Origin of the sequence: Streptomyces sp. NPDC088745 (genome assembly GCF_044751045.1) — a bacterium.
Classification (GTDB): domain Bacteria; phylum Actinomycetota; class Actinomycetes; order Streptomycetales; family Streptomycetaceae; genus Streptomyces; species Streptomyces cremeus.
Map to the genome: position 1 here is coordinate 79,404 of NZ_JBIVLB010000020.1, position 19,600 is coordinate 99,003.

Sequence of the window (19,600 nt, forward strand, 5' to 3'; positions counted from 1 at the left end):
GCCGCCGTGGATGCGCTGAGAGCCGAAGACCCCGCTCGGGTGGGACCGTTCCGGCTGCTCGCCCGGCTCGGGGCGGGCGGCATGGGCCGCGTGTTCCTCGCGCGGTCGGCCGGGGGGCGCACCGTCGCCGTCAAACTCGTCCAGCCGGACCTGGCGCAGCAGCCCGCCTTCCGGGAGCGGTTCGCCCGGGAGGTCGCGGCGGCCCGGCGCGCGGGCGGCCTCTGGACGGCGGAGGTCATCGACGCCGACACGGAGGCCGAAGTGCCGTGGGTGGCGACCGCGTACGTCCCGGGGCCGTCCCTCCGTGACGTCGTGGGCCGGGAGTTCGGTCCGCTGCCGCCCGACACGGTACGGGTCCTGGCGCACGGGCTGGCGCAGGCGCTGGAGGCCATCCACGCCGGGGGTCTCGTCCACCGGGACCTCAAGCCGTCGAACGTCCTGCTGGCCGTGCAGGGCCCGCGCATCATCGACTTCGGCATCGCGCGGGCGCTGGACGCGGTCACCGGGGAGGGCGCGCTCACCCTCACCGGCACCGGCGAGCTGCTCGGGTCGCCCGGGTTCATGTCGCCGGAGCAGGTGCGCGGCGAGCGGGTCGGCACGGCCTCCGACATCTTCTGCCTCGGGTCGTTGCTGGCGTACGCGGCGAGCGGGACGCAGCCCTTCGGGGACGGGGCCAGCGGGGCGCACTCGGTGATGTTCCGCATCGCGCACGACGAGCCGCGGCTGCCCGGGGCGGAGGACCTGCCCGAGGACCTGGCCGGTCTGGTGCGGGCCTGTCTGCGCAAGGACCCCGCCGCCCGCCCCGACGCCGCGACGATCGCCGCGCACCTGTCGCCCCCGCCGGGGCCGTGGCTGCCCGCCGGGGTGCTGGCGCTGATCGGCGAGCGCAACGCCGAACTGCTGGACTTCGAGGTACGGGGCACGGCGGGCGACGAGGAGCGCGCGGCCGCATCCCTCGCACCCCCTGAGGGGACCAGCACGCCCGACTCCCCCACCGCCGCCCCGCCCCGCCGCCGGCACCGGGCCGTCCTCGCCGTCTGCGCGGTGCTGGCGCTCGCCGCGGGCGGGGCCTTCGCCGCCCACCAGGCGCGGGACAAGGAGGCGCCGGGTGCGGCGGGCGGCGGGGCCTCCCCCTCGCCCACCCGCCCCGCACAGGACGCCGGTGCCGTGCCCGCCGCGTTCCTCGGGGCGTGGGAGGGCGTCGTACGCGGGGACCAGGACATGCCGAGCGAGACCCGGCGGATCGAGCTCGCCCAGGGGCGGGCCGGGGACAAGGCCGGAACGTACGTCCAGGTCGGCCCGGACCTGCTGTGCATGGGCCGGTCGGTACTGGTCTCGGCCAGCGCCGACGCGGTGGAGCTCGGCGAGAGCAACGTGACCACCGGCGTGCCCGCCAAGCGGTGCGCCCCCGCCGCCCGCCAGACCCTCACCCTGCGCTCGGCCGACGTACTGGAGTGGAGGTCCGGACAGCTCACCGCCACGCTGAAGCGGGCGAAGGCGGGACCGGAGGCGGTGCCCGCGCGGTTCGTCGGGGTCTGGCAGAGCGTGCCGTTCAAGGAGCTGCCGCGCGAGCAGCAGGACCGCTACCGGACCACCCTGACCGTCAGCCAGGGGCCGGTCGGGGCCCCGCTCGTCCGGATCGACGAGACCATGCCCCGCACGGACGCCGAGGGCAGCCCGCTGCCGGGCGACGTGCTGTGCGTGAAGACGGCGACCGTCGGCGGCGCGGGGAACCTGCTGGTGCTCGGCCCGATGACCCTCGACCGCGACACCTCCGACCAGCAGTGCCCACGGGACACGACCTCGCGGAACCTGCGGATCATCCGCCACGAGGGCAAGGAGCTCCTCCAGGACTTCTCCATGGGCACGGACAGCGAACCCGGGCAGTTCACCCGGAAGTGGGGGGCGGGGGGCTGATCCCGCCCCGCCGCGAGTGGGTGGGCCGGTCGCCACGCCGGGGGTGGGGCGCGCCCCACCCCCTCACCTCAGGGCAGCCGGATGGTTCGCACCAGCGGCATGTCGGCATACAGCTCCGGCTCCACCGTTACGACCGGCCGCCCGTCCGGCCAGTCCAGAGTGGGGCGGGACAGATGTACGGCGTGTCCGACCGGCATCGCGATCCCGTCCCTGAGCAGTGCGCCCAGCGCCGAGGCACCTGCGAAATCCAGATCCACGATCTCGGCGGCGGGCAGAGCTCCGACGTGGTCCGCGAGCCCCTTGCGCACACCGTCCGCCGTGGCGAGGCAGACGGCGGGCACGTACACGTGCCGGGTCGGTCCGTGCTCGGTGTTGGACAGGAACTGCGAGGCGAGCCGGTTGCCCCGGCCCAGAGCGAGCAGCGCGGATTCGTCGTAGACCACCGCCACGGATCGGGTCACAGGCTGTCCACGGGCCGTCCGGCCTCCAAGTCCTTCCACGCCTGTTCGGCCCGATCGTGGTCGTCGTCGGTCAGCGTCACGCCGAAGTGCGTCTCGCAGTACGTCTTGGTCGCCTCGTACCGCTTGCGGAGCTCCTCACGGGTGGGCGTGGCACCGGCCAGCTCCGTGAGCAGGTCGCGCATGGTCATGCCGCGCTCCCTGGCGAGGACCATGAGCCGGTCTCGGGTGTCGGGGTCAACCTTGATCGTGGTGTCGGCCATGACAACAGTATACCGCCGGTATACCGCCTGGGGTGGTTCGAGCAATGCGGTCACAAGGACCCCTTCCTGCTTCTTCGGTTACTTGCTTCCACCGGCCCGGGTCCGGGCCGGAAGTCCTTGGGCGTACGGGGCCCCGCCCCGCTACACCGCCGCGAGGCCGCCCGGCGCCGGCGCGTCCCCTCCCAGCCCCCGCATCGCGGCCCGTGCCGCCTCCGCGCCCCGCCTGGCCGACTCGATGAACCCGAGCACGCCCTCGGCGACCGGCACCGGCTCCCGGCTGTCCCGCGCCGCCGCCCGTACGCACGCCGCACACCGCCCCGCGTGCGGCAGCCGCGCCCCGCACCCCTCGCACGCGTGCCGCAGCAGCGGTTCCGGCGGGGCGGGCGGCACCGGCGGGCACTTGCGCCGCAGCCGGTCGGCGAGGAGCTTCGGGGCCGAGTGCACCTCCGTGGGCAGCCCCGCCGTCAGCGCCTTCGTCAGCACGGCGTCACTGGCCCCCCGCTCCCACCACACCTCCACCAGCGGTGCGAGCTTCAGCGCCTCGGCGGCTCCCAGCGACAGGGCGGGGGCGGTCCGCCCGAGCCCGTGCAGGAAGCGGGCGGCCCGGCCGGTTCGTACGGCCGGGTCGGCCCCGCCCTCCGCCAGGGAGGGAGGTTCTTTGGAAGAGGTGCTTGAAACCAAGGGTTTCGGGCCCGTCGCGGGAGCCTCCGGGTCACCGGGGGCCGGGTTCCGGCCACTTTCGGGTTCATTTCCGGGATCGGCCTCGACGGGCTCCGCGTCGTCCCTGTCGTACGGGTTGTCGAACACCACGTACACCGTGCGGAGCTGCCCCGACCCGGGGTCCTTGCGCACCTCGCGCCGCAGATACCGGGCTTTCTCCAGCTCACGCAGGGCGGAAGCGATCCGGGCGCGGCCCTCCTTGCGCTTCTCCGCCAGCGAGCGGACGGACGCGCGGGCTTCCTCGGGGAGGCTGATGAGGTACATCAGTACGCCTGCCGCGCACCAGGAGATCGAGCAATCGCGCAGCAATTCATTCCGGAAGACGGTGAAGGCGCGCGTGGGGGAGGTACGGTGAATCTGCATCGGAGGTCACTTCTCCTGGTGCCGGGCCCCGGGTGCTGAGAACACCGCGGGGCCGACTTATGTCAGTGTGTTGATGTGTCGGTGACCATTACGCGACCATCAACAGCGCGCCACGCAAGCCGAGTTGGCCTTTCCCACTCATACGGGTGAGGACTCCGATTCCGCTGACCCCTCCCCCAGCACCGCGTCCGCCGTCCCGGCGAGCAGTCCCAGATGCACCCGCCGCCCGGCCGAACTCGGCGGACACCACCACACCAATGGCCAGGTCCCGCCGCTGAGCGCGGGAACCGGGATGTAACTGACCCTGTTCGGGCCGGAGTTCAGTACGGTCACGCCCCGCGGCCACGCCCGGTACCCCGTGCTGCCGGCCCGGACCAGGAAGTACACGGCGCGCGCACCCCTGACCTCCGCGACGATCGGTCCGGGGTCGCCGCCCGTCATCTCCTCCAGCGCCTCCGCCACGCGTCGGCCCGCGTCGCCTTCGATGCGTACGGCATCGAATTGCACGCCCGCTTTGCGGAGCTGGAAGCCGGATGCGGGAATCCAGTCGATGTTTAGTTCGCGAGTTTGCGTATTCACGCTGACAGCTTGGCGGGGCCTGACTTACGTTTTCCATAGGCTTCGGCGGACCGTTGCACAATGCCAACTCCCGTCGTGCCGCGTTGAATTCGGCGGGGACTGGTTGAGGCTGGTTGAGGCCAGTTGAGAGTGAATCGGTGAATGCGATGGCTCGTGCGGAGAACAAGGAAACGGCAGGCCCGGCGGCACGACTGGTAGCGAAGATGGTCCTGGCCATCAGGAAACAGAGGGGCTGGTCGCAGGAACGAACCGGGCAGGAGCTGGGCTTCAGCGGAGCTGCGATCAGCGCGATGGAAACCTGCGCGCAGCCGCCGAGCGATCAGATGCTGATCCGGCTGGAGGAGGTCATGGGAGGGGGCTCCGGCTTCTTCGAGGAAGCGCGGACTGCTGTGCGCAGGGAGAAATTCCCACCGCTGTTCCAGGACTTCGCGGGGCTGGAGGCCAGGGCGGCGACACTGCTCCTCTACTCGATGCAGATGGTCGACGGGCTGTTCCAGACGGAAGCGTACGCACGGGCGCTGATCAGTGGCGGCTACCCCCCGGCCCGTGAGGCGCGCGTGGAGGAACTCGTTCAGGCACGCATGGAGCGGCAAGCATTGCTCGACCGCGAGCCGACAGCCCTGATCGAGCTGGTCATCGAAGAGGCGGTCCTGACACGTCTGGTGGGCAACGACAACATCATGCGCGAGCAAATGCGGCATCTAGCCGCGTGCGCCCGGCGTCGTAACGTCACCCTCCATGTGCTCAAACAGGACTGCGGCCGCTATGGCGAGTACGCGGGCGACCGGGGCAACCTCACCGTCCTCGAAACGCTCGACAATGAACGTCTGGTCTATCTGGAAGTACAGGACCAGAGCATCCTGATCGAGGACCCGACAAAGGTCAGCCTCTACTTCCAGCGGTATGCGAAGATCCGGTCACAGGCCCTGGGCCCTCGTGAATCACTGGGCCTCATTGAGCGGTTGGCAGGAGAGCAGAGATGAGCGAGAGCCTCCGGTGGTTCAAGTCGAGCTACAGCAGCAGCAGCGGAGGCGAGTGCCTCGAAGTGGCCTATGAATGGCACAAATCCTCCTACAGCGACAGCGGCGGCGGGCAGTGCGTCGAGGTCTCCGCGTGCCCCCACACCGTCCACGTCCGTGACTCCAAGCTGAGCGACTCCAGTCCCGTCTTCACCGTCGCCTCCGCCAGTTGGACGGCGTTCCTCGGCAGCGCTCTGGTGCGTTGAGCACTCCGTCCGGGCCCGGACGGTGACGTGCTTCCTCCCGCCAAAAAGTCCCCCCTCCCGAAAAGTGGGACACTTTCCCCCGAAAGCGTCCCACTTTTCCTGCACCCCCCGCCGATCGCCACCTCTGGGTGATCTTGTGGGGTATCAGCCGCGCGGCAGCAGCGGACGCGGCCACGCTGGTGGCATGAACGCTCGTCCCCGGGTGATGGACCCGCCTCCGCAGCGCCTCGTGTACGAGGCCACCCTCCAGGCCATGGCCGAACGCGGCGTCCGCACGCCCGGTCTCCAGAACATCGCCCAGCTCGCGGGCACCCACCGGAGCCTTCTCTACCGGCACTGGCCCCGCCCCCGGCTGCTGCTCTCCGAAGCCCTCGCCTACGGCCTCGACATGCTCCTCCAGCACGCCGCCGAACCTCCGCAGTCGCTGTTCACCCGGCTCCCGCCGCTCTGCGAGCTGGCCGCTCAACTGACGTACGCCACCCGCCTCCTGCGCGAGCACCCGCTCACGGCCTCGCTCCGGCAACGCTCCCCCGACGTACTGCTGGAGGCCGTGAGCACAAGCGACCACCCCCTGTACTGGGCCGCGAAGTCCTGGCTGCACCAACGCCTCAGCGACTACGCCAGGAACTCCGCCCCCCTCACCACCCCGGACACGGCGGGCACCGCCTCCCCGGCCCCCGCGCCCGCCGCCTACGCCCCCGTCCTCCTGCTCACTCTCGTCCCCCTCGCCCTGCTGCCCTCCGCCCTGCCCGAGTCCGACCTCGACCGCACGACACGGGCCCTCGTCCACGGCCTGTTCTCCCCGTCCCCCGACTGTTCCACCTGCCTGCGCCCCACGACGTAGGCAGAGGCCGCAGGCCGGCCGGAGCACGCTCCGGTCAGGCAGGCGTCGACCGCGCCCGGTGCCGGCGGACGGCGTCACGGTTGGCGCACCGCTGCGAGCAGTAGCGCTGCCGTCCGGTGCGCGACGTGTCGGCGAAGGCCGTGGCGCATCCGGCCGTCTCGCAGCGCCCCAGGCGGTGCATGCCCCGGCCCGCCAGGTGGAACGCCGTGCCGACCGCGAACAGCGTGAACAGGACGGAGCCCAGCGGCTGCTCCTCGTCCCGGTAGTGCAGATGCCAGCCGGTGCCGGGGTGGGAGGTCAGCCGTGGGTAGGCGGCGGCCTCGGCCAGCATCCGGTTGAGCAGCTCGGCGCGCTCCTGCTCCCCGGCGGCGTCGACGACCTCCTCCCAGGCGTCGAGTGCGGCCCCGGCACGGTCGAGGTCGTCCGCCGTCACCGGGCGCTCCAGTACGAGCCCGGCAGCACGGCAGCGGTCCGCCAGCTCTTCCGTGCTGCCGGGCCGTCGGTTGGCCAGGTCCGCGGCGAGATTCACCGCGTCCGCGCCGTAAGGGTTGAGCTGCACAAGACCATGACAGCAGGGTGTCGGGCATGACACAAGGCACGGCAGGGCACGTCGTACGTTCCGCCAGGCGCACCGGACTGCGGTCCGGCGACCCGTGGCGCTACCGCTGGGTCGTGCTGGGCGTCGCCACCTTCACCCAGGCGGCGTCCGGCTTCTTCGTGGGCGGCATCGGCGCGCTCGGCGTCCACCTGCAGAGCGCCCTGGACCTGACCACTGCGCAACTGGGCCTGCTGGTCTCGGCCGCCCAACTCGCGCCGCTGGCAGGGTTGTTGGTGGCGGGCGAGCTGCTGGACCGCTACAGCGAACGCTGGGTGGTCGGCATCGGGGCCGGCACGGTCGGGCTGGCTCTGTGCACGGGGAGCCTGGCACCGGGATACGCGGCACTGCTGACCGCTCTGTTCGTGGTCGGGATGGGGTACAGCACCGTCCAGCCGGGCGGGAGCAAGTCGGTGGCGTCCTGGTTCGACGCGTCGCAGCGCGGCTTCGCCATGGGCGTCCGGCAGGCCGGGCTGCCGCTGGGAGCGGCGCTCGCCTCGGCCGTACTGCCCTTCGTTGCGGTGGAGTTCGGCTGGCGGGCGACCCTGCTGACCGGCGGCTTCGTCGCGCTGCTCGGAGCCGGTCTCTTCACGGGCTGCCACCGCCGGCCGCCCGCGCCGCCCGCGCCGGCCGTCCCGAAGGACGAGGAGGCCCCGCTCCCGCTCGCGGCCCAGCTCCGCGCCCGGCTGCGCATGCTCCGGGAGCCGTCCACGGTGAAGATCATGCTCTCGGGGACCAGCCTGGTCTCCGTGCAGTGCGGCGTGGGCATCCTGACGGTGCTCCACCTCCACCGGACGGCATCGGTCGGCGCCGGGACGGCGGCGCTGGTCCTGGTGGCCTCCCAGGCCGCCGGTGTCGCGGGCCGGATCTGCCTGGCGGCCTGGAGCGACCGGAGCCGGTCCGGGCGCTGTGCCGTCGTGCTGGTCTGCATGGTCGCCGTGCTCGCGGGCCTGACCGTGCTGACGACCCCGGCCGGGCGGTCGCCGGCCGTCGCGTCCGGCGTCTTCGTCTGGCTCGGCTTCTTCGGCTTCGGCTGGTACGGCCCGTGGGTCGCCTACGTCACCGAGGCGGCCCCGCCGGGCAGGACCGGCTTCGCCCTGGGGCTGGCCATGTCCGTCAACCAGATCGCCATCGTCACCGTGCCGCCCGTGCTCGGGCTGCTGGCCGATCTCACCGGCAGCTTCACCCCGGCCTGGGCGCTGCTCTGCCTGCTGACCGCCGTCGCCCTGGCGGTCACGGCGAGGGCGGAGCTCCGTACCCGCTGACGCAGGAAGGCATGGAGCGTCACCCGGGTGCGGTCCGCGGCCCCGGCCGCACCCGGGCGCCCCGCCCTCAGGACCCCGTCGGAACCTCCGGGTCCAGCGAGTTGCCCGCCGGGATGCGCCCGCAGTCCGACGGCGCCTTCTTGCCCGCGAAGCGGTCGTTCAGCCAGCCCAGGGCGGTGGGGGCCCACGGCACGGCGGCCCCGACGTGGCTCAGCAGCTCGAACTGCTGGTACTTGATCGCCGTGCCGCCCTTGGCGCAGTACTGCCGTGCCAGCGCCCGCACGTCGCCGGACACCATGACGCCGTCGCCCCGGCCGATGCCCGGGTGGTTGCTGAGGGTGCCTTCGAGGACGCCGCCGTTGCCCTGGGCGATGTAGCCGGGGATCTGCGGGGTGGCCGCCGAGCCGAGGTTGAGCTTGTTCACGGCCTCCAGGAAGGGGCCCACCGAGTTCGGGTTCTCGTACTGCGGCTTGACCATCTTCTTCCAGGTCAGACCCGGGTACTGGCCCAGCGCGTTCGCGATGGACGCCTTCTCCAGCTTCTTGAAGACCTTCAGGCCGTAGTCGTTGAGGTAGGGCGTGAAGTCGATGTCGTACGCGCGGGCCGCCCCGATCACGGCCATCGGCGCGACGCCCGCCCAGATCGAACTGCCGCTGATGTACTTGAGGTTGTGGGACGGGTTCACCAGCAGCCCGCCCTCCGCGTAGCCGACCAGTCTCCTGTTGACGTCCGGCGCGTAGCCCGGGGCGAGGACGGCCGCCCAGTGGGTGGCGATGGCCCCGCCGGAGTACCCGGCGAGCCCGAACCGGGTGGCGGAGTTCAGGCCGGTCTCCGGGGCCTTGCTCGCGGCCCGGATCGAGTCGAGCGTGGTCGTGCCGTACTCGGGGCCGGCCGCGAAGTTGGCGGTCTGGCCCTCGGTGTCCGGGATGACGACGTTGTAGCCCGCGAGCAGCAGCGGGGCCAGGAGCAGGGACTCGCCGTTGGCGATCGCGCCGCCGAGGGAGACGTCACCGGCGATCGCCCGGGACGGTCCGTGCTCGGGGTCGAGGGAGTCGTAGAACGACTGGTAGGAGACGGCCTTGCCGCTGTCGCCGTTCGGGCTGCGCACGACCGAGGTCACCCCGGCCGACGGCCTGCCCTGGGCGTCGACCGTGCGGAAGAGGAGCTGAGTCGCCCTGACGGGGGTCGGGACGCCGAGGACGTGGTACTTCAGCGTGCGCGTCTTCAGCACGTCGCCGGGGGCGTACTCGGAGAGCGGCTTGCTTCCGTCGTACGCGTAGAAGGGGTCCTTCGCGGCGGCGGAGACGGCCTCGCGCGGGGCGGCGGACGCGGTGGCGGTGGCGGTCATCGGGACGGCGGTGACGGCCAGGGCGGTGACGACGGCGGCGGCCAGCCTACCCGGCGTGCGGCGGGGTGCGAGGCGCGGTGCGGTGCTGCGGGGCATGGGTTCCCTCGGATTCGGCTCATGGAACACGGGGACGGCGTGGGGGGGGTGTTACCTGGCGGTAACAGCGCCGAAAGTTACCAAGGGGTACGCCTGTTGACCAGAGTTCTCACAAGACCGGGCGCGTCGGGGCATGACGGAAGGGGCGCCCGGACCGAAGTCCGGACGCCCCTTCCCGTACCGCCGAAAGCCCCTAGATGAAGGAGTTGATCTCGATCGTCTCGGTGCGGCCGGGGCCGACGCCGATCGCGGAGATCGGCGCGCCCGACATCTCCTCCAGCGCCTTCACGTACGCCTGCGCATTCTTCGGCAGGTCGGCGAAGGTCTTGGCCTTGGTGATGTCCTCGGACCAGCCGGGGAGCTTCTCGTAGATCGGCTTCGCGTGGTGGAAGTCGGTCTGCGAGTACGGCAGCTCCTCGACGCGCTTGCCGTCGATCTCGTACGCGACGCAGACGGGGATCTCCTCCCAGCCGGTCAGGACGTCCAGCTTGGTGAGGAAGAAGTCCGTGAGGCCGTTCACCCGGGTGGCGTAACGCGCGATCGGCGCGTCGAACCAGCCGCAGCGGCGGTCGCGGCCGGTGGTGACACCGCGCTCGCCGCCGATGCGGCGCAGCGCCTCGCCGTCCTCGTCGAACAGCTCCGTCGGGAACGGGCCCGCGCCGACGCGGGTCGTGTACGCCTTCAGGATGCCGATGACGCGGCTGATCTTCGTCGGGCCCACGCCCGCACCCGTGCAGGCGCCGCCCGCGGTCGGGTTCGAGGAGGTGACGAAGGGGTACGTGCCGTGGTCGACGTCGAGCAGGGTGCCCTGGCCGCCCTCGAAGAGGACCACCTTGTCCTCGTCCAGCGCCTTGTTGAGGATCAGGGTGGTGTCGGCGACGAAGGGCTTGATCTGCTCCGCGTACTGGAGCATCTCCTCGACGATCCGCGCCGACTCGATGGCGCGGCGGTTGTAGAGCTTCGTGAGGAGCTGGTTCTTGGTCTCCAGCGCCGCTTCGACCTTCTGGGTGAGGATCGACTCGTCGTAGAGGTCCTGGACGCGGATGCCGACGCGGTTGATCTTGTCGGCGTACGTCGGACCGATGCCCCGGCCGGTCGTACCGATCTTCCGCTTGCCGAGGAACCGTTCCGTCACCTTGTCGACGGTGACGTTGTACGGCGTGATCAGGTGAGCGTTGCCGCTGATCAGGAGCTTGGACGTGTCGACGCCGCGGTCGTTCAGTCCGCTCAGCTCGGAGAGCAGGACGGCGGGATCGACGACGACACCGTTTCCGATGACCGGCGTGCACTCAGGCGAGAGGATTCCGGAAGGGAGAAGATGCAGCGCGTACTTCTGGTCGCCGACGACGACCGTGTGGCCGGCGTTGTTGCCGCCCTGGTAGCGCACCACATAGTCAACGGATCCACCGAGCAGGTCGGTGGCCTTTCCCTTGCCTTCGTCACCCCACTGAGCACCGAGCAGCACAAGTGCGGGCACAGGCGTACACCCCTTCCGGGCGGGGCATGTCCAAGGCCAAGGGGAGTGCGCGATGACGTGCGCCGACGACTGTGTCGGCGTACGAGACGTCTGCTGACGTCCGTCGCGTGCCTTGACCGCTGAACGAGCTGCCCCGGAATAGACGAAGCCCCTGGCGCAATAGCGCAAGGGGCTCTTGCACAAAGATGCTACCCGAGGAAGGACCGAGGTGTCGGCTCCCGACCAGCTCATGGTGGTCATCGACCCGGTCGCCCGGCGTACGGACGGCGAGTCCGTGCGCATCGCGAAGGACGTGCTGGGCGCCGGGGCACGGACGAGGATCTCTCTTCCGGAGAGTGCCGAGGAGTTCGCGCGGGCCCTGTCCCGCCGGGGCCGCAGGCGGCTGGTGGTGATCGGTGACGACCGGGCGCTGTTACGGGCCGTGGGGCTGCTGCACCGCGAACGCGAGCTCTCCGGCGGGCGGCCGGTGGGGCTCGTCCCGGTGGGCGACCGGGTGGTGCTCGCGCGCTCCCTCGGCGTGCCGACGGAGACGGTGGCGGCGGCGCGGGCGGTCCTGGAGGGGGCCTCGCGCCGGCTCGACCTCCTGGTCGACGACAGCGACGGGGTGGTCCTGGGCGGGCTGCGCGTCCCGGCGCTCTCGCCCTCGGGGCCGGGCGCGGCCTCCGGGAGTCCGCCCTCGGTCTGGACGGCCTGCCGTTCCCTCGTCCGTACGCTGGTGCGCCCGACGCCGCCGGAGCGGCTGGTGACGTACCGGCTGCGGGTGGAGGCGGACGGGGTGCTGCTGAGCGATCTCGACGAGGCGGTGCGGGGCGTGTCGCTCCGTTCCCGGGGCGGCGGCACGGTCGAGGTGGAGGTCGCGGGAACCTCGGGCGCGTCGGCCCGCGCCCGCACGGTGACGGTCTCGGGCCCGGACTTCCGCTACCGGGCGGACGGGGCGGTGGGGGGCCCGGTCCGGAGGAGGACGTGGACGGTGCGGGAGGGTGGGTGGCGGCTGGTCGTGCCGGTCGGTTCGGCCGGCCCGGTCGAACCGCTTGAGCCGCTCGACCCGGTCGGTTCGGTTGATCCGGGCGGCCCGGGCGGTCCCGTCGATCCGGATGTTCCGGTCGTCCGGGGGCCCTGAGCGGTGTCCCGGACCGCCGGGGTGCTCGTTCCCGAGTCCCTGAGCGGTGCCTAGGACCGGCCGAGGGGGGCCGCCCCCCCTCGGCCCCGAGCCGGACGCCCCTACCCCGTCACGTCCCGCCTCCGCAGTCCCGCCAGCCCCGCTCCCACCAGGGCCACCGCGAGCCCCAGCAGCACCGTCACCGGGGTCCACTCCATCCCCGCCCCCGGCAGCTTCGGCAGATGCCCGAACGGGGAGATCCGCAGCAGCGCGTCCGGCGCGCCGGCCAGCGGCCCGATCCACCCCACCGCCAGGCACAGCCCCGTCAGGCCCCACGCCGCCTGCGCCAATGCGGGCACGAAGCCGTACAGCAGCACCGCCAGGCCCCCCAGCGCCCACACCGCCGGCACCTGGACCAGACACGCCCCCAGCACCGGCCCGAAGCCCTCGCCGTACCCGAGGGCCAGCCCCAGCCCTCCGGCGAGCAGGACGAGCACCGTGCCGCCGAACGCGACGGCCAGGTGACCGGCCGCCCAGCGCAGCCGTCCCACCGCGCCCGCCAGCACCGGTTCGGCCCGGCCCGAGGTCTCCTCGCCGTGCAGGCGCAGCACGGACCCGACGACGTACAGCGCCGCCACCATGCCCAGCAGCCCGACCATCGCGGCGAGGAACGCCTCGCTCAACCCCTGCTTCCCGCCCAGGCGCTGGAAGATCTCGGCCGTCCGCGCACTGCCCCCGAGCAGGTCGCTCACGCCGTCCGTCATGCCGCCGAAGAGCAGGCCGCAGAGCAGGAAGGCGACGGTCCAGGCGGCCAGGTTGCCGCGCTGGAGGCGCAGGGCCAGTCCGTACGCGGAGGACAGGCGTCCGGCGGCGGGTCCCGGCCTGGCGGGCAGGAAGCTCATGCCGACGTCCCGGCGGGCGGCCAGGAGCTGCGCCGCCACGGCCAGCAGGGCCGCACCGGCGAGGAGCAGCAGCAGGACCCACCAGCGTTCGGCGGCGTACGGGCGGATGTTCTCGGTCCAGCCGAGCGGGGAGATCCAGTTCAGCGCGGACGAGGCGTCCGCCGTCGCGGCGTCGCCGGCGGCCCGCAGCACGAAGGACGCGCCGAGCACCGCCGCCGCGAGCCCCTTCGCCAGCCGGGCGCTCTCGCTGAGCTGGGCGGTGACGGCCGCGACCCCGGCGAAGAACATGCCCGTCGCGCCGATGCCGAGGCCCAGCGCGAGCGCCCCGGCCGTGTCGCCGGTGGCGGAGGCGAGGCCGCCGAAGGTGAGGAGCACCAGGGCCGTGTCGGCGACGAGGGCGGTGAGCAGGGCCGCGGCCAGCGGGGCCCGGCGTCCCACCACGGCCGACGACAGCAGCTCCTGCCGCCCGGTCTCCTCTTCCTCCCGGGTGTGCCGTACGACGACGACCAGGCTCATCGCGCCCGCCATCAGGGCGACGAACCCGCCGAGCCGCCAGGCCACGAGGCCGCCGACGGAGGAGTCGAAGACCGGCCCGTACAGGGCGCGCAGCGAACCGTTCGCGGACATCGTCCCGGCCACCTGGGCGCGCTCGGCGGCCGTGCCGTACAGCCCCTCGACCGTGCCGGCGCCACTGCTCACGACCAGGCCGAGCACCAGGACCCACACCGTCAGCACGATCCGGTCGCGCCGCAGGGCGAGCCGCAACAGGGTTCCTGTGCCGGCCAGTTGGGGCGACCGGGCGGGCACGGGGGCGGACGCGGGGGTGAGCACGCTCATCGCGCGGGCACCCCCTCGGCGCGCGCGTCGCTGTAGTGCCGCAGGAACAGCTCCTCCAGCGTCGGCGGCGTGCTGGTCAGCGAGCGCACGCCGGCCGCGGTGAGCGCGCCGAGGACCGCGTCCAGCTTGTCGGTGTCGACCTGGAGGCGGACCCGGCGGCCCCGCACGTCGACGTCGTGGACGCCGGGAAGCGCGGCGACGCCGTCGGGCGCGGAGGCCAGTTCGGCGGTGATGGACGTGCGGGCGAGGTGGCGCAGCTCGGCGAGCGAGCCGGTCTCGACGGTGCGGCCCCGGCGGATGATGCTGACCCGGTCGCAGAGGGTCTCGACCTCGCTGAGGATGTGCGAGGACAGCAGCACGGTCCGCCCGTCGTCGCGGGCCTCCCGCACGCAGCGCTGGAACACCGACTCCATCAGCGGGTCGAGCCCGCTGGTCGGCTCGTCGAGGATCAGCAGGTCGACGTCGCGGGCGGCGAAGGCGGCGACGAGGGCGACCTTCTGCCGGTTGCCCTTGGAGTACGTACGTCCCTTCTTGGTCGGGTCGAGCTCGAACCGCGCGACCAGCTCGGCCCGCCGCGCCGGGTCGAGCCCGCCGCGCAGGGTGCCGTACAGGTCGATGGCTTCGCCCCCGGAGAGGTTGCGCCACAGGGTGACGTCGCCGGGCACGTAGGCGATCCGCCGGTGCAGGGCGACCGCGTCCCGCCAGGGGTCGCCGCCGAGCAGCCGCACGGTCCCGGAGTCGGGGCGCAGCAGGCCCAGCAGGACGCGGATGGCGGTGGACTTGCCGGACCCGTTGGGGCCGAGGAAGCCGTGGACCTCGCCGGAGCGGACCTCCAGGTCCAGTCCGTCCAATGCGTGCGTGCGCCCGAAGGACTTGCGGAGTCCGGCGACGCTGAGTGCGGTGGTCATGTTTTTGAACGTACGCTCACTTCACAAATTTGTGAAGTTAAGGAAGCGTATAAAGTCGGGGCGACGGCGGGGGGACCCGGAGCAGGGGAGAAGATGGGCCGATGACCAGTACGAACGGTGCCCCGCCGGGCGGCGGACGGGACCCCGAGGCCGTGTCCCGGTTCGTGGAGCGCTTCGCGGGCGAGATGGCGGACGCGGGCATGCAGCGGATGGCCTCCCGGGTCTTCGCGGCGCTCCTCGCCTCCGAGAAGGGCTCCCTGACCTCCACCGAGCTCTCCGAACAGCTCCGGATCAGCCCGGCGGCGGTCTCGGGCGCGATCCGCTACCTCACGCACGTGAGCATGGTCCGCCGCGAACGCGAACCGGGCACCCGGCGCGACCGCTACCTCCTGCACGACCAGCTCTGGTACGAGGCCTTCGGCCGCCGCGACCAGATCCTGGTGCGCTGGGAGGCGGTCCTCGTGGAGGGCGCGGAGCTGCTGGGCCCGGACACCCCGGCGGGCCGCCGCATCGCGGAGTCGGCGGAATTCTTCGCCTTCGTCCAGGAGGAGATCCCGCTGATGATGGAACGCTGGCGGGCCCAGCGGGCGCGGCAGCGGGAGGAATAGGACCCGCGGGACACGGGGCGCCGGCGTCCCGGCCGGAGGGCCGCGGGCGGTCCGGTGCGGAGGGACCCGGTTCGCCGCCGCTCCCCGAGGGGCCACCTCCCCGTAACCCGGGATTCAGACACCCTTGCGACCCTCGCTCAATGCGACCCCCCGCGCCCACCCCTCCCGCCGCCCTCTATTTCGGCGCGCCCGCCGAGGGCCCCGCACGGAAGAATGGGTCCATGAGCCAGCAGCCCAGCACCGGCGCCAGCAAGAGCACGAGCCAGAGCGCGAGCGAGAACGCCGGCGCGAGTGCCGACGTCCCGGTCCAGCACGCGCAGCCCTCGGTCGGCGCCATAGCCGCCCACCGGCCGCACACCCTGGCCGCCGCACCCTCCTCCGGGTTCGATCCGGACCTGGACTCCGACCTGGACACGTACGAGGAGAGCGAGGAGGAGGGCGGGGACGGCACCCGCGTCCCGCTGCCCCAGGGGCGTTTCCTGGACCGGGAGCGGAGCTGGCTCGCGTTCAACGAGCGGGTCCTGGAACTGGCCGAGGACCCCAGCACCCCCCTCCTCGAACGGGCTAATTTCCTGGCCATCTTCGCCAGCAACCTGGACGAGTTCTTCATGGTCCGGGTCGCCGGCCTCAAGCGGCGCATCGCGACGGGAGTGGCCACCCGGTCCGCCTCCGGTCTCCAGCCGCGCGAGGTGCTGGACCTGATCTGGACGCGTTCGCGCGAGCTCATGGCCCGGCACGCCGCCTGTTTCCAGCAGGACATCTGCCCGGCGCTGGCCGACGAGGGCATCCACCTCATCCGCTGGCCGGAACTCACGGAGAAGGAGCAGGCCCGCCTCTTCACCCTGTTCCGGCAGCAGATCTTCCCGGTGCTGACCCCGCTGGCGGTGGACCCCGCGCACCCCTTCCCGTACATCTCGGGGCTGTCCCTGAACCTCGCGGTGGTGGTGCGCAACCCGGTCAGCGGGCACCGCCACTTCGCCCGCGTGAAGGTCCCGCCGCTGCTCACACGCTTCCTGGAGGCCTCGCCCGAGCGGTACGTGCCCCTCGAAGACGTCATCGCGGCGCACCTGGAGGAGCTGTTCCCGGGGATGGAGGTGCTGGCCCACCACGCCTTCCGGGTGACGCGCAACGAGGACCTGGAGGTCGAGGAGGACGACGCCGAGAACCTCCTCAAGGCCCTGGAGAAGGAGCTGATGCGGCGCCGCTTCGGGCCGCCGGTGCGCCTGGAGGTCGAGGAGTCCATCGACCCGTACGTACTGGACCTGCTGGTACGGGAGTTGAAGGTCTCCGACGCGGAGGTCTACCCGCTGCCCGGCCCGCTGGACCTCACCGGCCTCTTCGGCATCGCCGGGCTCGACCGGCCCGAGCTGAAGTACCCGCGCTTCATCGCCGGCACCCACCGCGACCTCGCCGAGGTCGAGTCGGCGTCCGCGCCGGACATCTTCGCCGCCCTGCGCGAGCGGGACGTCCTGCTGCACCACCCGTACGACTCCTTCTCGACCTCCGTCCAGCTCTTCCTGGAGCAGGCCGCCGCCGACCCGGACGTGCTGGCCATCAAGCAGACGCTGTACCGCACCTCGGGCGACTCGCCGATAGTGGACGCGCTGATCGACGCCGCCGAGTCCGGCAAGCAGGTCCTCGTACTGGTGGAGATCAAGGCCCGCTTCGACGAGCAGGCGAACATCAAGTGGGCGCGGAAGCTGGAGGAGGCGGGCTGCCACGTCGTCTACGGCCTCGTCGGGCTGAAGACCCACTGCAAGCTCTCCCTGGTCGTCCGGCAGGAGGGCGACACGCTGCGCCGCTACAGCCACGTCGGGACGGGCAACTACCACCCCAAGACGGCCCGCCTGTACGAGGACCTGGGGCTGCTCACGACCGATCCGCAGGTCGGTGCGGACCTCTCGGACCTCTTCAACCGGCTGTCGGGGTACTCGCGCCGCGAGACCTACCGGCGGCTGCTCGTCGCGCCCAAGTCCCTGCGCGACGGCCTCGTCTCGCGGATCAACCAGGAGGTCGTGCACCACCGGGCCGGCCGCCCCGCGTACGTCAGGATCAAGGTCAACTCGATGGTCGACGAGGCCGTCATCGACTCCCTCTACCGGGCCTCCCAGGCGGGCGTCCCGGTGGACGTGTGGGTGCGCGGGATCTGCGCGGTGCGGCCGGGCGTGGCGGGCCTGTCGGAGAACATCCGGGTGCGTTCCGTGCTCGGCCGGTTCCTGGAGCACTCCCGCGTCTTCGCCTTCGGCAACGGCGGCGAGCCCGAAGTCTGGTTCGGCAGCGCCGACATGATGCACCGCAACCTCGACCGGCGCATAGAGGCCCTGGTCCGCGTCACCGACCCGGCCCACCGCGCCGCCCTGTCCCGGATGCTGGAGACCGGCATGTCGGACACCACCTCGTCCTGGCACCTGGGCCCGGACGGCAACTGGACGCGCCACGCCACGGACGCGGACGGGCACCCCCTTCGTCACGTACAGGAAATGCTGATCGACGCCCGGAGGCGCCGGCGTGCCACACCATGAACCGCTTACCTCGACTCCCCCTGCCCGGCCCGGCGCCGCGGCCGCCGTCACGGGCGGTGAGGCCATGCTCGCCGGCCACCTGAACGCCCACGCCGCCGAGTTCCTGCGCGCACTGCGGCGGCACCGGGAGGGCTCGGACGCCGCCGACCCGGCGCAGGCCGCGCGCTCGGCGCTCGACATGCGGCGCGCGGCCCGCCGGATCGGCAGCGCCCTGCACACCTTCCGGCCGATGACCGACACCGCCTGGGCGGACCCGCTGCGGGCCGAACTGGCCTGGCTGGGCAGCACCCTGGGCCGGGAGCACGCGTGCGCGGCACGGCTGGGCAGGCTGCTGGAGGCGATGGAGCGGCTGGGCTCCGGCGCCTCCGTGCCGGGCCAGCGGGACGACCCGTCCGCCGCCTCCGTACGGGAGACCGCGCTCGGCATCGCCCGGGCCGGCGCCCTGCTGGAGCGGCAGCTCACCCTGGCCCGCACCCGGGCCCACTCCGCCGCCCTCCAGGCCCTCGGCTCCGCCCGCTTCCACGCGCTGGCCGACGCGGTGGCGCTGCTGGCGTCGGACGCGCCGGTGGTGCCGGGCGACCCGTACGAACACGCGGCGCGGGCCGCCCGCCGGCTGACCGAGGCGGTGGACGCGCTGCCCCTGGGCCGGGCGGCCCGCCCGTACAACGCGGAGGCCGCCCACGACGGGCAGGACTCCCCCTGGCACCACGTACGCCTGCTGCTCCGCCTGCACCGGTACGCGGCCGACGTCACCGGCGGCGACACCGGGGCCCTCGCCGAGGCGGGCGGGGCCCTGGACCGGCACCGCGACGCGGCCGACGCGGGGGCCGCCGCGGCGGCGGCCGCCAGGACCGCCCGCATCGCGCCCGCCACGGCGTACGCGCTCGGGGTGCTCCACTCCTCGCAGCGCCACGAGGTCGAGGCGGCCCGCTTCGCCTTCCAGCGGGCGTGGCGGCAGGCGGTGGTGGCGCGGTGAGCGGCGGGGCGGCGGCGCGGTGAGCAGCGGGGTGGTGCGGGCGGCGGGGTGCGTGCTGTGGCGGCGGGCGCCGTACGACGGGGAGGTCGAGGTGTGCCTGGTGCACCGGCCGCGCTACGACGACTGGTCCTTCCCCAAGGGCAAGCTGAAGCGGGGCGAGGAGGCGCTCGCCGGGGCCCTGCGGGAGGTCCTGGAGGAGACCGGCTTCCACGCCCGGCCGGGGGCGCGGCTGCCCACCCTGCGGTATGTCACCGGGGGGCGGCCCAAGCAGGTCCTCTACTGGGCGGCCGAGGCGGTGTCCGGCTCCTTCGCGGCCAACTCCGAGGTGGACCGGCTCCTCTGGCTGCCGCCGGGCGCGGCCGCCGCCCGCCTCACCCACCCCCGTGACCGGCCGCTCCTGCCCGCCCTCCTCTCCAGCCTCTGACCTGCGGAGCTTCCCTTTCCCCGCTCTCCCTGGACGGCTCCGTTCCCTCTTGATTCCCCTCGTTCCCGCACGGCGATGTGCGGGCGCGCGGTTGCCCGCGCCCCGGAACGGGGCACGGATGAGCCGGGCAGGAACGCGAAGCTCCGGAAGTCCCCTGCCCGCCCGCCACGGTTC

The 19,600-nt window shown here is 72.8% G+C and carries 19 protein-coding genes; 10 read left to right on the forward strand and 9 right to left on the reverse strand.

Features of this window, described 5'->3' with window-relative positions:
• The first annotated feature begins 6 nt into the window (after nucleotides 1-6).
• Entirely contained in the window at nucleotides 7-1,917 is a 1,911-nt protein-coding gene (locus ACIP93_RS34295; protein ID WP_401765617.1) for a serine/threonine-protein kinase, read from the forward strand.
• Between the two features lie 68 nt (nucleotides 1,918-1,985).
• Here the strand turns inward: ACIP93_RS34295 and ACIP93_RS34300 are convergent, their stop codons facing one another.
• The 4 genes from ACIP93_RS34300 to ACIP93_RS34315 all read right to left on the reverse strand — a co-directional run bounded on the left by ACIP93_RS34300 (nucleotide 1,986) and on the right by ACIP93_RS34315 (nucleotide 4,300).
• Nucleotides 1,986-2,378: a hypothetical protein gene (locus ACIP93_RS34300; RefSeq protein WP_345220445.1), complete on the reverse strand. Its 393-nt coding sequence runs from the start codon at nucleotides 2,376-2,378 to the stop codon at nucleotides 1,986-1,988.
• Entirely contained in the window at nucleotides 2,375-2,638 is a 264-nt protein-coding gene (locus ACIP93_RS34305; RefSeq protein ID WP_345220447.1) for a hypothetical protein, read from the reverse strand. Before ACIP93_RS34305 ends, ACIP93_RS34300 begins: the two co-directional genes overlap by 4 nt.
• Nucleotides 2,639-2,779: 141 nt before the next feature.
• Nucleotides 2,780-3,721 carry a hypothetical protein gene (locus tag ACIP93_RS34310; RefSeq protein WP_401765620.1) on the reverse strand — a complete coding sequence of 314 codons (942 nt, stop codon included), beginning with the start codon at nucleotides 3,719-3,721 and terminating at the stop codon, nucleotides 2,780-2,782.
• 138 nt (nucleotides 3,722-3,859) lie between these two features.
• Nucleotides 3,860-4,300 carry a hypothetical protein gene (locus tag ACIP93_RS34315; protein WP_401765621.1) on the reverse strand — a complete coding sequence of 147 codons (441 nt, stop codon included), beginning with the start codon at nucleotides 4,298-4,300 and terminating at the stop codon, nucleotides 3,860-3,862.
• Nucleotides 4,301-4,446: 146 nt separating this feature from the next.
• On the opposite strand from ACIP93_RS34315, the gene ACIP93_RS34320 reads away from it, so the two are divergent.
• The 3 genes from ACIP93_RS34320 (at nucleotide 4,447) to ACIP93_RS34330 (ending at nucleotide 6,369) form a co-directional block, all read left to right on the forward strand.
• Nucleotides 4,447-5,283: a Scr1 family TA system antitoxin-like transcriptional regulator gene (locus ACIP93_RS34320; RefSeq protein ID WP_401765672.1), complete on the forward strand. Its 837-nt coding sequence runs from the start codon at nucleotides 4,447-4,449 to the stop codon at nucleotides 5,281-5,283.
• A complete protein-coding gene (locus ACIP93_RS34325; RefSeq protein WP_401765623.1) occupies nucleotides 5,280-5,525 on the forward strand; it encodes a DUF397 domain-containing protein in 246 nt (81 codons plus the stop codon). The genes ACIP93_RS34320 and ACIP93_RS34325 overlap by 4 nt, the downstream gene beginning before the upstream one ends.
• Nucleotides 5,526-5,709: 184 nt before the next feature.
• The gene (locus ACIP93_RS34330) at nucleotides 5,710-6,369 is read left to right on the forward strand and encodes a TetR/AcrR family transcriptional regulator (RefSeq protein WP_401765624.1); all 660 of its coding nucleotides are present in this window, start codon (nucleotides 5,710-5,712) and stop codon (nucleotides 6,367-6,369) included.
• Between the two features lie 34 nt (nucleotides 6,370-6,403).
• Here the strand turns inward: ACIP93_RS34330 and ACIP93_RS34335 are convergent, their stop codons facing one another.
• Nucleotides 6,404-6,928, reverse strand: coding sequence for a CGNR zinc finger domain-containing protein (locus tag ACIP93_RS34335; protein ID WP_401765626.1), 525 nt, complete (start codon nucleotides 6,926-6,928; stop codon nucleotides 6,404-6,406).
• Nucleotides 6,929-6,954: 26 nt separating this feature from the next.
• Here ACIP93_RS34335 and ACIP93_RS34340 point away from each other — a divergent pair, with 26 nt between their 5' ends.
• Complete coding sequence (locus ACIP93_RS34340; RefSeq protein ID WP_401765629.1) at nucleotides 6,955-8,229, forward strand: MFS transporter; 1,275 nt, start codon at nucleotides 6,955-6,957, stop codon at nucleotides 8,227-8,229.
• Nucleotides 8,230-8,296: 67 nt separating this feature from the next.
• Here the strand turns inward: ACIP93_RS34340 and ACIP93_RS34345 are convergent, their stop codons facing one another.
• Both ACIP93_RS34345 and ACIP93_RS34350 read right to left on the reverse strand, forming a co-directional pair.
• Nucleotides 8,297-9,673: a lipase family protein gene (locus ACIP93_RS34345; RefSeq protein WP_401765631.1), complete on the reverse strand. Its 1,377-nt coding sequence runs from the start codon at nucleotides 9,671-9,673 to the stop codon at nucleotides 8,297-8,299.
• A 193-nt stretch (nucleotides 9,674-9,866) separates the two neighbouring features.
• Nucleotides 9,867-11,150 (reverse strand): adenylosuccinate synthase, encoded by a 1,284-nt coding sequence (locus tag ACIP93_RS34350; protein ID WP_345220462.1) that lies wholly within the window; start codon nucleotides 11,148-11,150, stop codon nucleotides 9,867-9,869.
• Between the two features lie 229 nt (nucleotides 11,151-11,379).
• On the opposite strand from ACIP93_RS34350, the gene ACIP93_RS34355 reads away from it, so the two are divergent.
• Nucleotides 11,380-12,270: a diacylglycerol kinase family protein gene (locus ACIP93_RS34355; RefSeq protein ID WP_401765675.1), complete on the forward strand. Its 891-nt coding sequence runs from the start codon at nucleotides 11,380-11,382 to the stop codon at nucleotides 12,268-12,270.
• Nucleotides 12,271-12,371: 101 nt separating this feature from the next.
• On the opposite strand, the gene ACIP93_RS34360 is transcribed toward ACIP93_RS34355, so the two are convergent.
• Together ACIP93_RS34360 and ACIP93_RS34365 are read right to left on the reverse strand one after the other, a co-directional pair.
• Nucleotides 12,372-13,988, reverse strand: a complete 1,617-nt coding sequence (locus ACIP93_RS34360) for an ABC transporter permease (protein ID WP_401765634.1) — start codon at nucleotides 13,986-13,988, stop codon at nucleotides 12,372-12,374.
• A complete protein-coding gene (locus ACIP93_RS34365; protein ID WP_345220466.1) occupies nucleotides 13,985-14,896 on the reverse strand; it encodes an ABC transporter ATP-binding protein in 912 nt (303 codons plus the stop codon). The genes ACIP93_RS34360 and ACIP93_RS34365 overlap by 4 nt, the downstream gene beginning before the upstream one ends.
• Nucleotides 14,897-14,997: 101 nt before the next feature.
• Here ACIP93_RS34365 and ACIP93_RS34370 point away from each other — a divergent pair, with 101 nt between their 5' ends.
• The 4 genes from ACIP93_RS34370 to ACIP93_RS34385 all read left to right on the forward strand — a co-directional run bounded on the left by ACIP93_RS34370 (nucleotide 14,998) and on the right by ACIP93_RS34385 (nucleotide 19,426).
• Nucleotides 14,998-15,504, forward strand: a complete 507-nt coding sequence (locus tag ACIP93_RS34370) for a MarR family transcriptional regulator (protein ID WP_345220469.1) — start codon at nucleotides 14,998-15,000, stop codon at nucleotides 15,502-15,504.
• Between the two features lie 221 nt (nucleotides 15,505-15,725).
• Nucleotides 15,726-18,026, forward strand: coding sequence for an RNA degradosome polyphosphate kinase (locus ACIP93_RS34375; protein ID WP_401765637.1), 2,301 nt, complete (start codon nucleotides 15,726-15,728; stop codon nucleotides 18,024-18,026).
• Nucleotides 18,013-19,002 (forward strand): CHAD domain-containing protein, encoded by a 990-nt coding sequence (locus tag ACIP93_RS34380; RefSeq protein WP_401765639.1) that lies wholly within the window; start codon nucleotides 18,013-18,015, stop codon nucleotides 19,000-19,002. Before ACIP93_RS34375 ends, ACIP93_RS34380 begins: the two co-directional genes overlap by 14 nt.
• Nucleotides 19,003-19,021: 19 nt before the next feature.
• Nucleotides 19,022-19,426, forward strand: coding sequence for an NUDIX hydrolase (locus tag ACIP93_RS34385; protein ID WP_345220477.1), 405 nt, complete (start codon nucleotides 19,022-19,024; stop codon nucleotides 19,424-19,426).
• The last annotated feature ends 174 nt before the right edge of the window (nucleotides 19,427-19,600 follow it).

Bases quoted from the DNA above. Each gene is read 5' to 3' on its own strand.
- ACIP93_RS34325 (WP_401765623.1), top strand. From the start codon at position 5,280: ATGAGCGAGAGCCTCCGGTGGTTCAAGTCGAGCTACAGCAGCAGCAGC.
- ACIP93_RS34305 (WP_345220447.1), bottom strand. From the start codon at position 2,638: ATGGCCGACACCACGATCAAGGTTGACCCCGACACCCGAGACCGGCTC.
- ACIP93_RS34320 (WP_401765672.1), top strand. From the start codon at position 4,447: ATGGCTCGTGCGGAGAACAAGGAAACGGCAGGCCCGGCGGCACGACTG.
- ACIP93_RS34370 (WP_345220469.1), top strand. From the start codon at position 14,998: ATGACCAGTACGAACGGTGCCCCGCCGGGCGGCGGACGGGACCCCGAG.
- ACIP93_RS34355 (WP_401765675.1), top strand. From the start codon at position 11,380: ATGGTGGTCATCGACCCGGTCGCCCGGCGTACGGACGGCGAGTCCGTG.
- ACIP93_RS34375 (WP_401765637.1), top strand. From the start codon at position 15,726: ATGAGCCAGCAGCCCAGCACCGGCGCCAGCAAGAGCACGAGCCAGAGC.
- ACIP93_RS34310 (WP_401765620.1), bottom strand. From the start codon at position 3,721: ATGCAGATTCACCGTACCTCCCCCACGCGCGCCTTCACCGTCTTCCGG.
- ACIP93_RS34345 (WP_401765631.1), bottom strand. From the start codon at position 9,673: ATGCCCCGCAGCACCGCACCGCGCCTCGCACCCCGCCGCACGCCGGGT.
- ACIP93_RS34340 (WP_401765629.1), top strand. From the start codon at position 6,955: ATGACACAAGGCACGGCAGGGCACGTCGTACGTTCCGCCAGGCGCACC.
- ACIP93_RS34360 (WP_401765634.1), bottom strand. From the start codon at position 13,988: ATGAGCGTGCTCACCCCCGCGTCCGCCCCCGTGCCCGCCCGGTCGCCC.
- ACIP93_RS34365 (WP_345220466.1), bottom strand. From the start codon at position 14,896: ATGACCACCGCACTCAGCGTCGCCGGACTCCGCAAGTCCTTCGGGCGC.
- ACIP93_RS34330 (WP_401765624.1), top strand. From the start codon at position 5,710: ATGAACGCTCGTCCCCGGGTGATGGACCCGCCTCCGCAGCGCCTCGTG.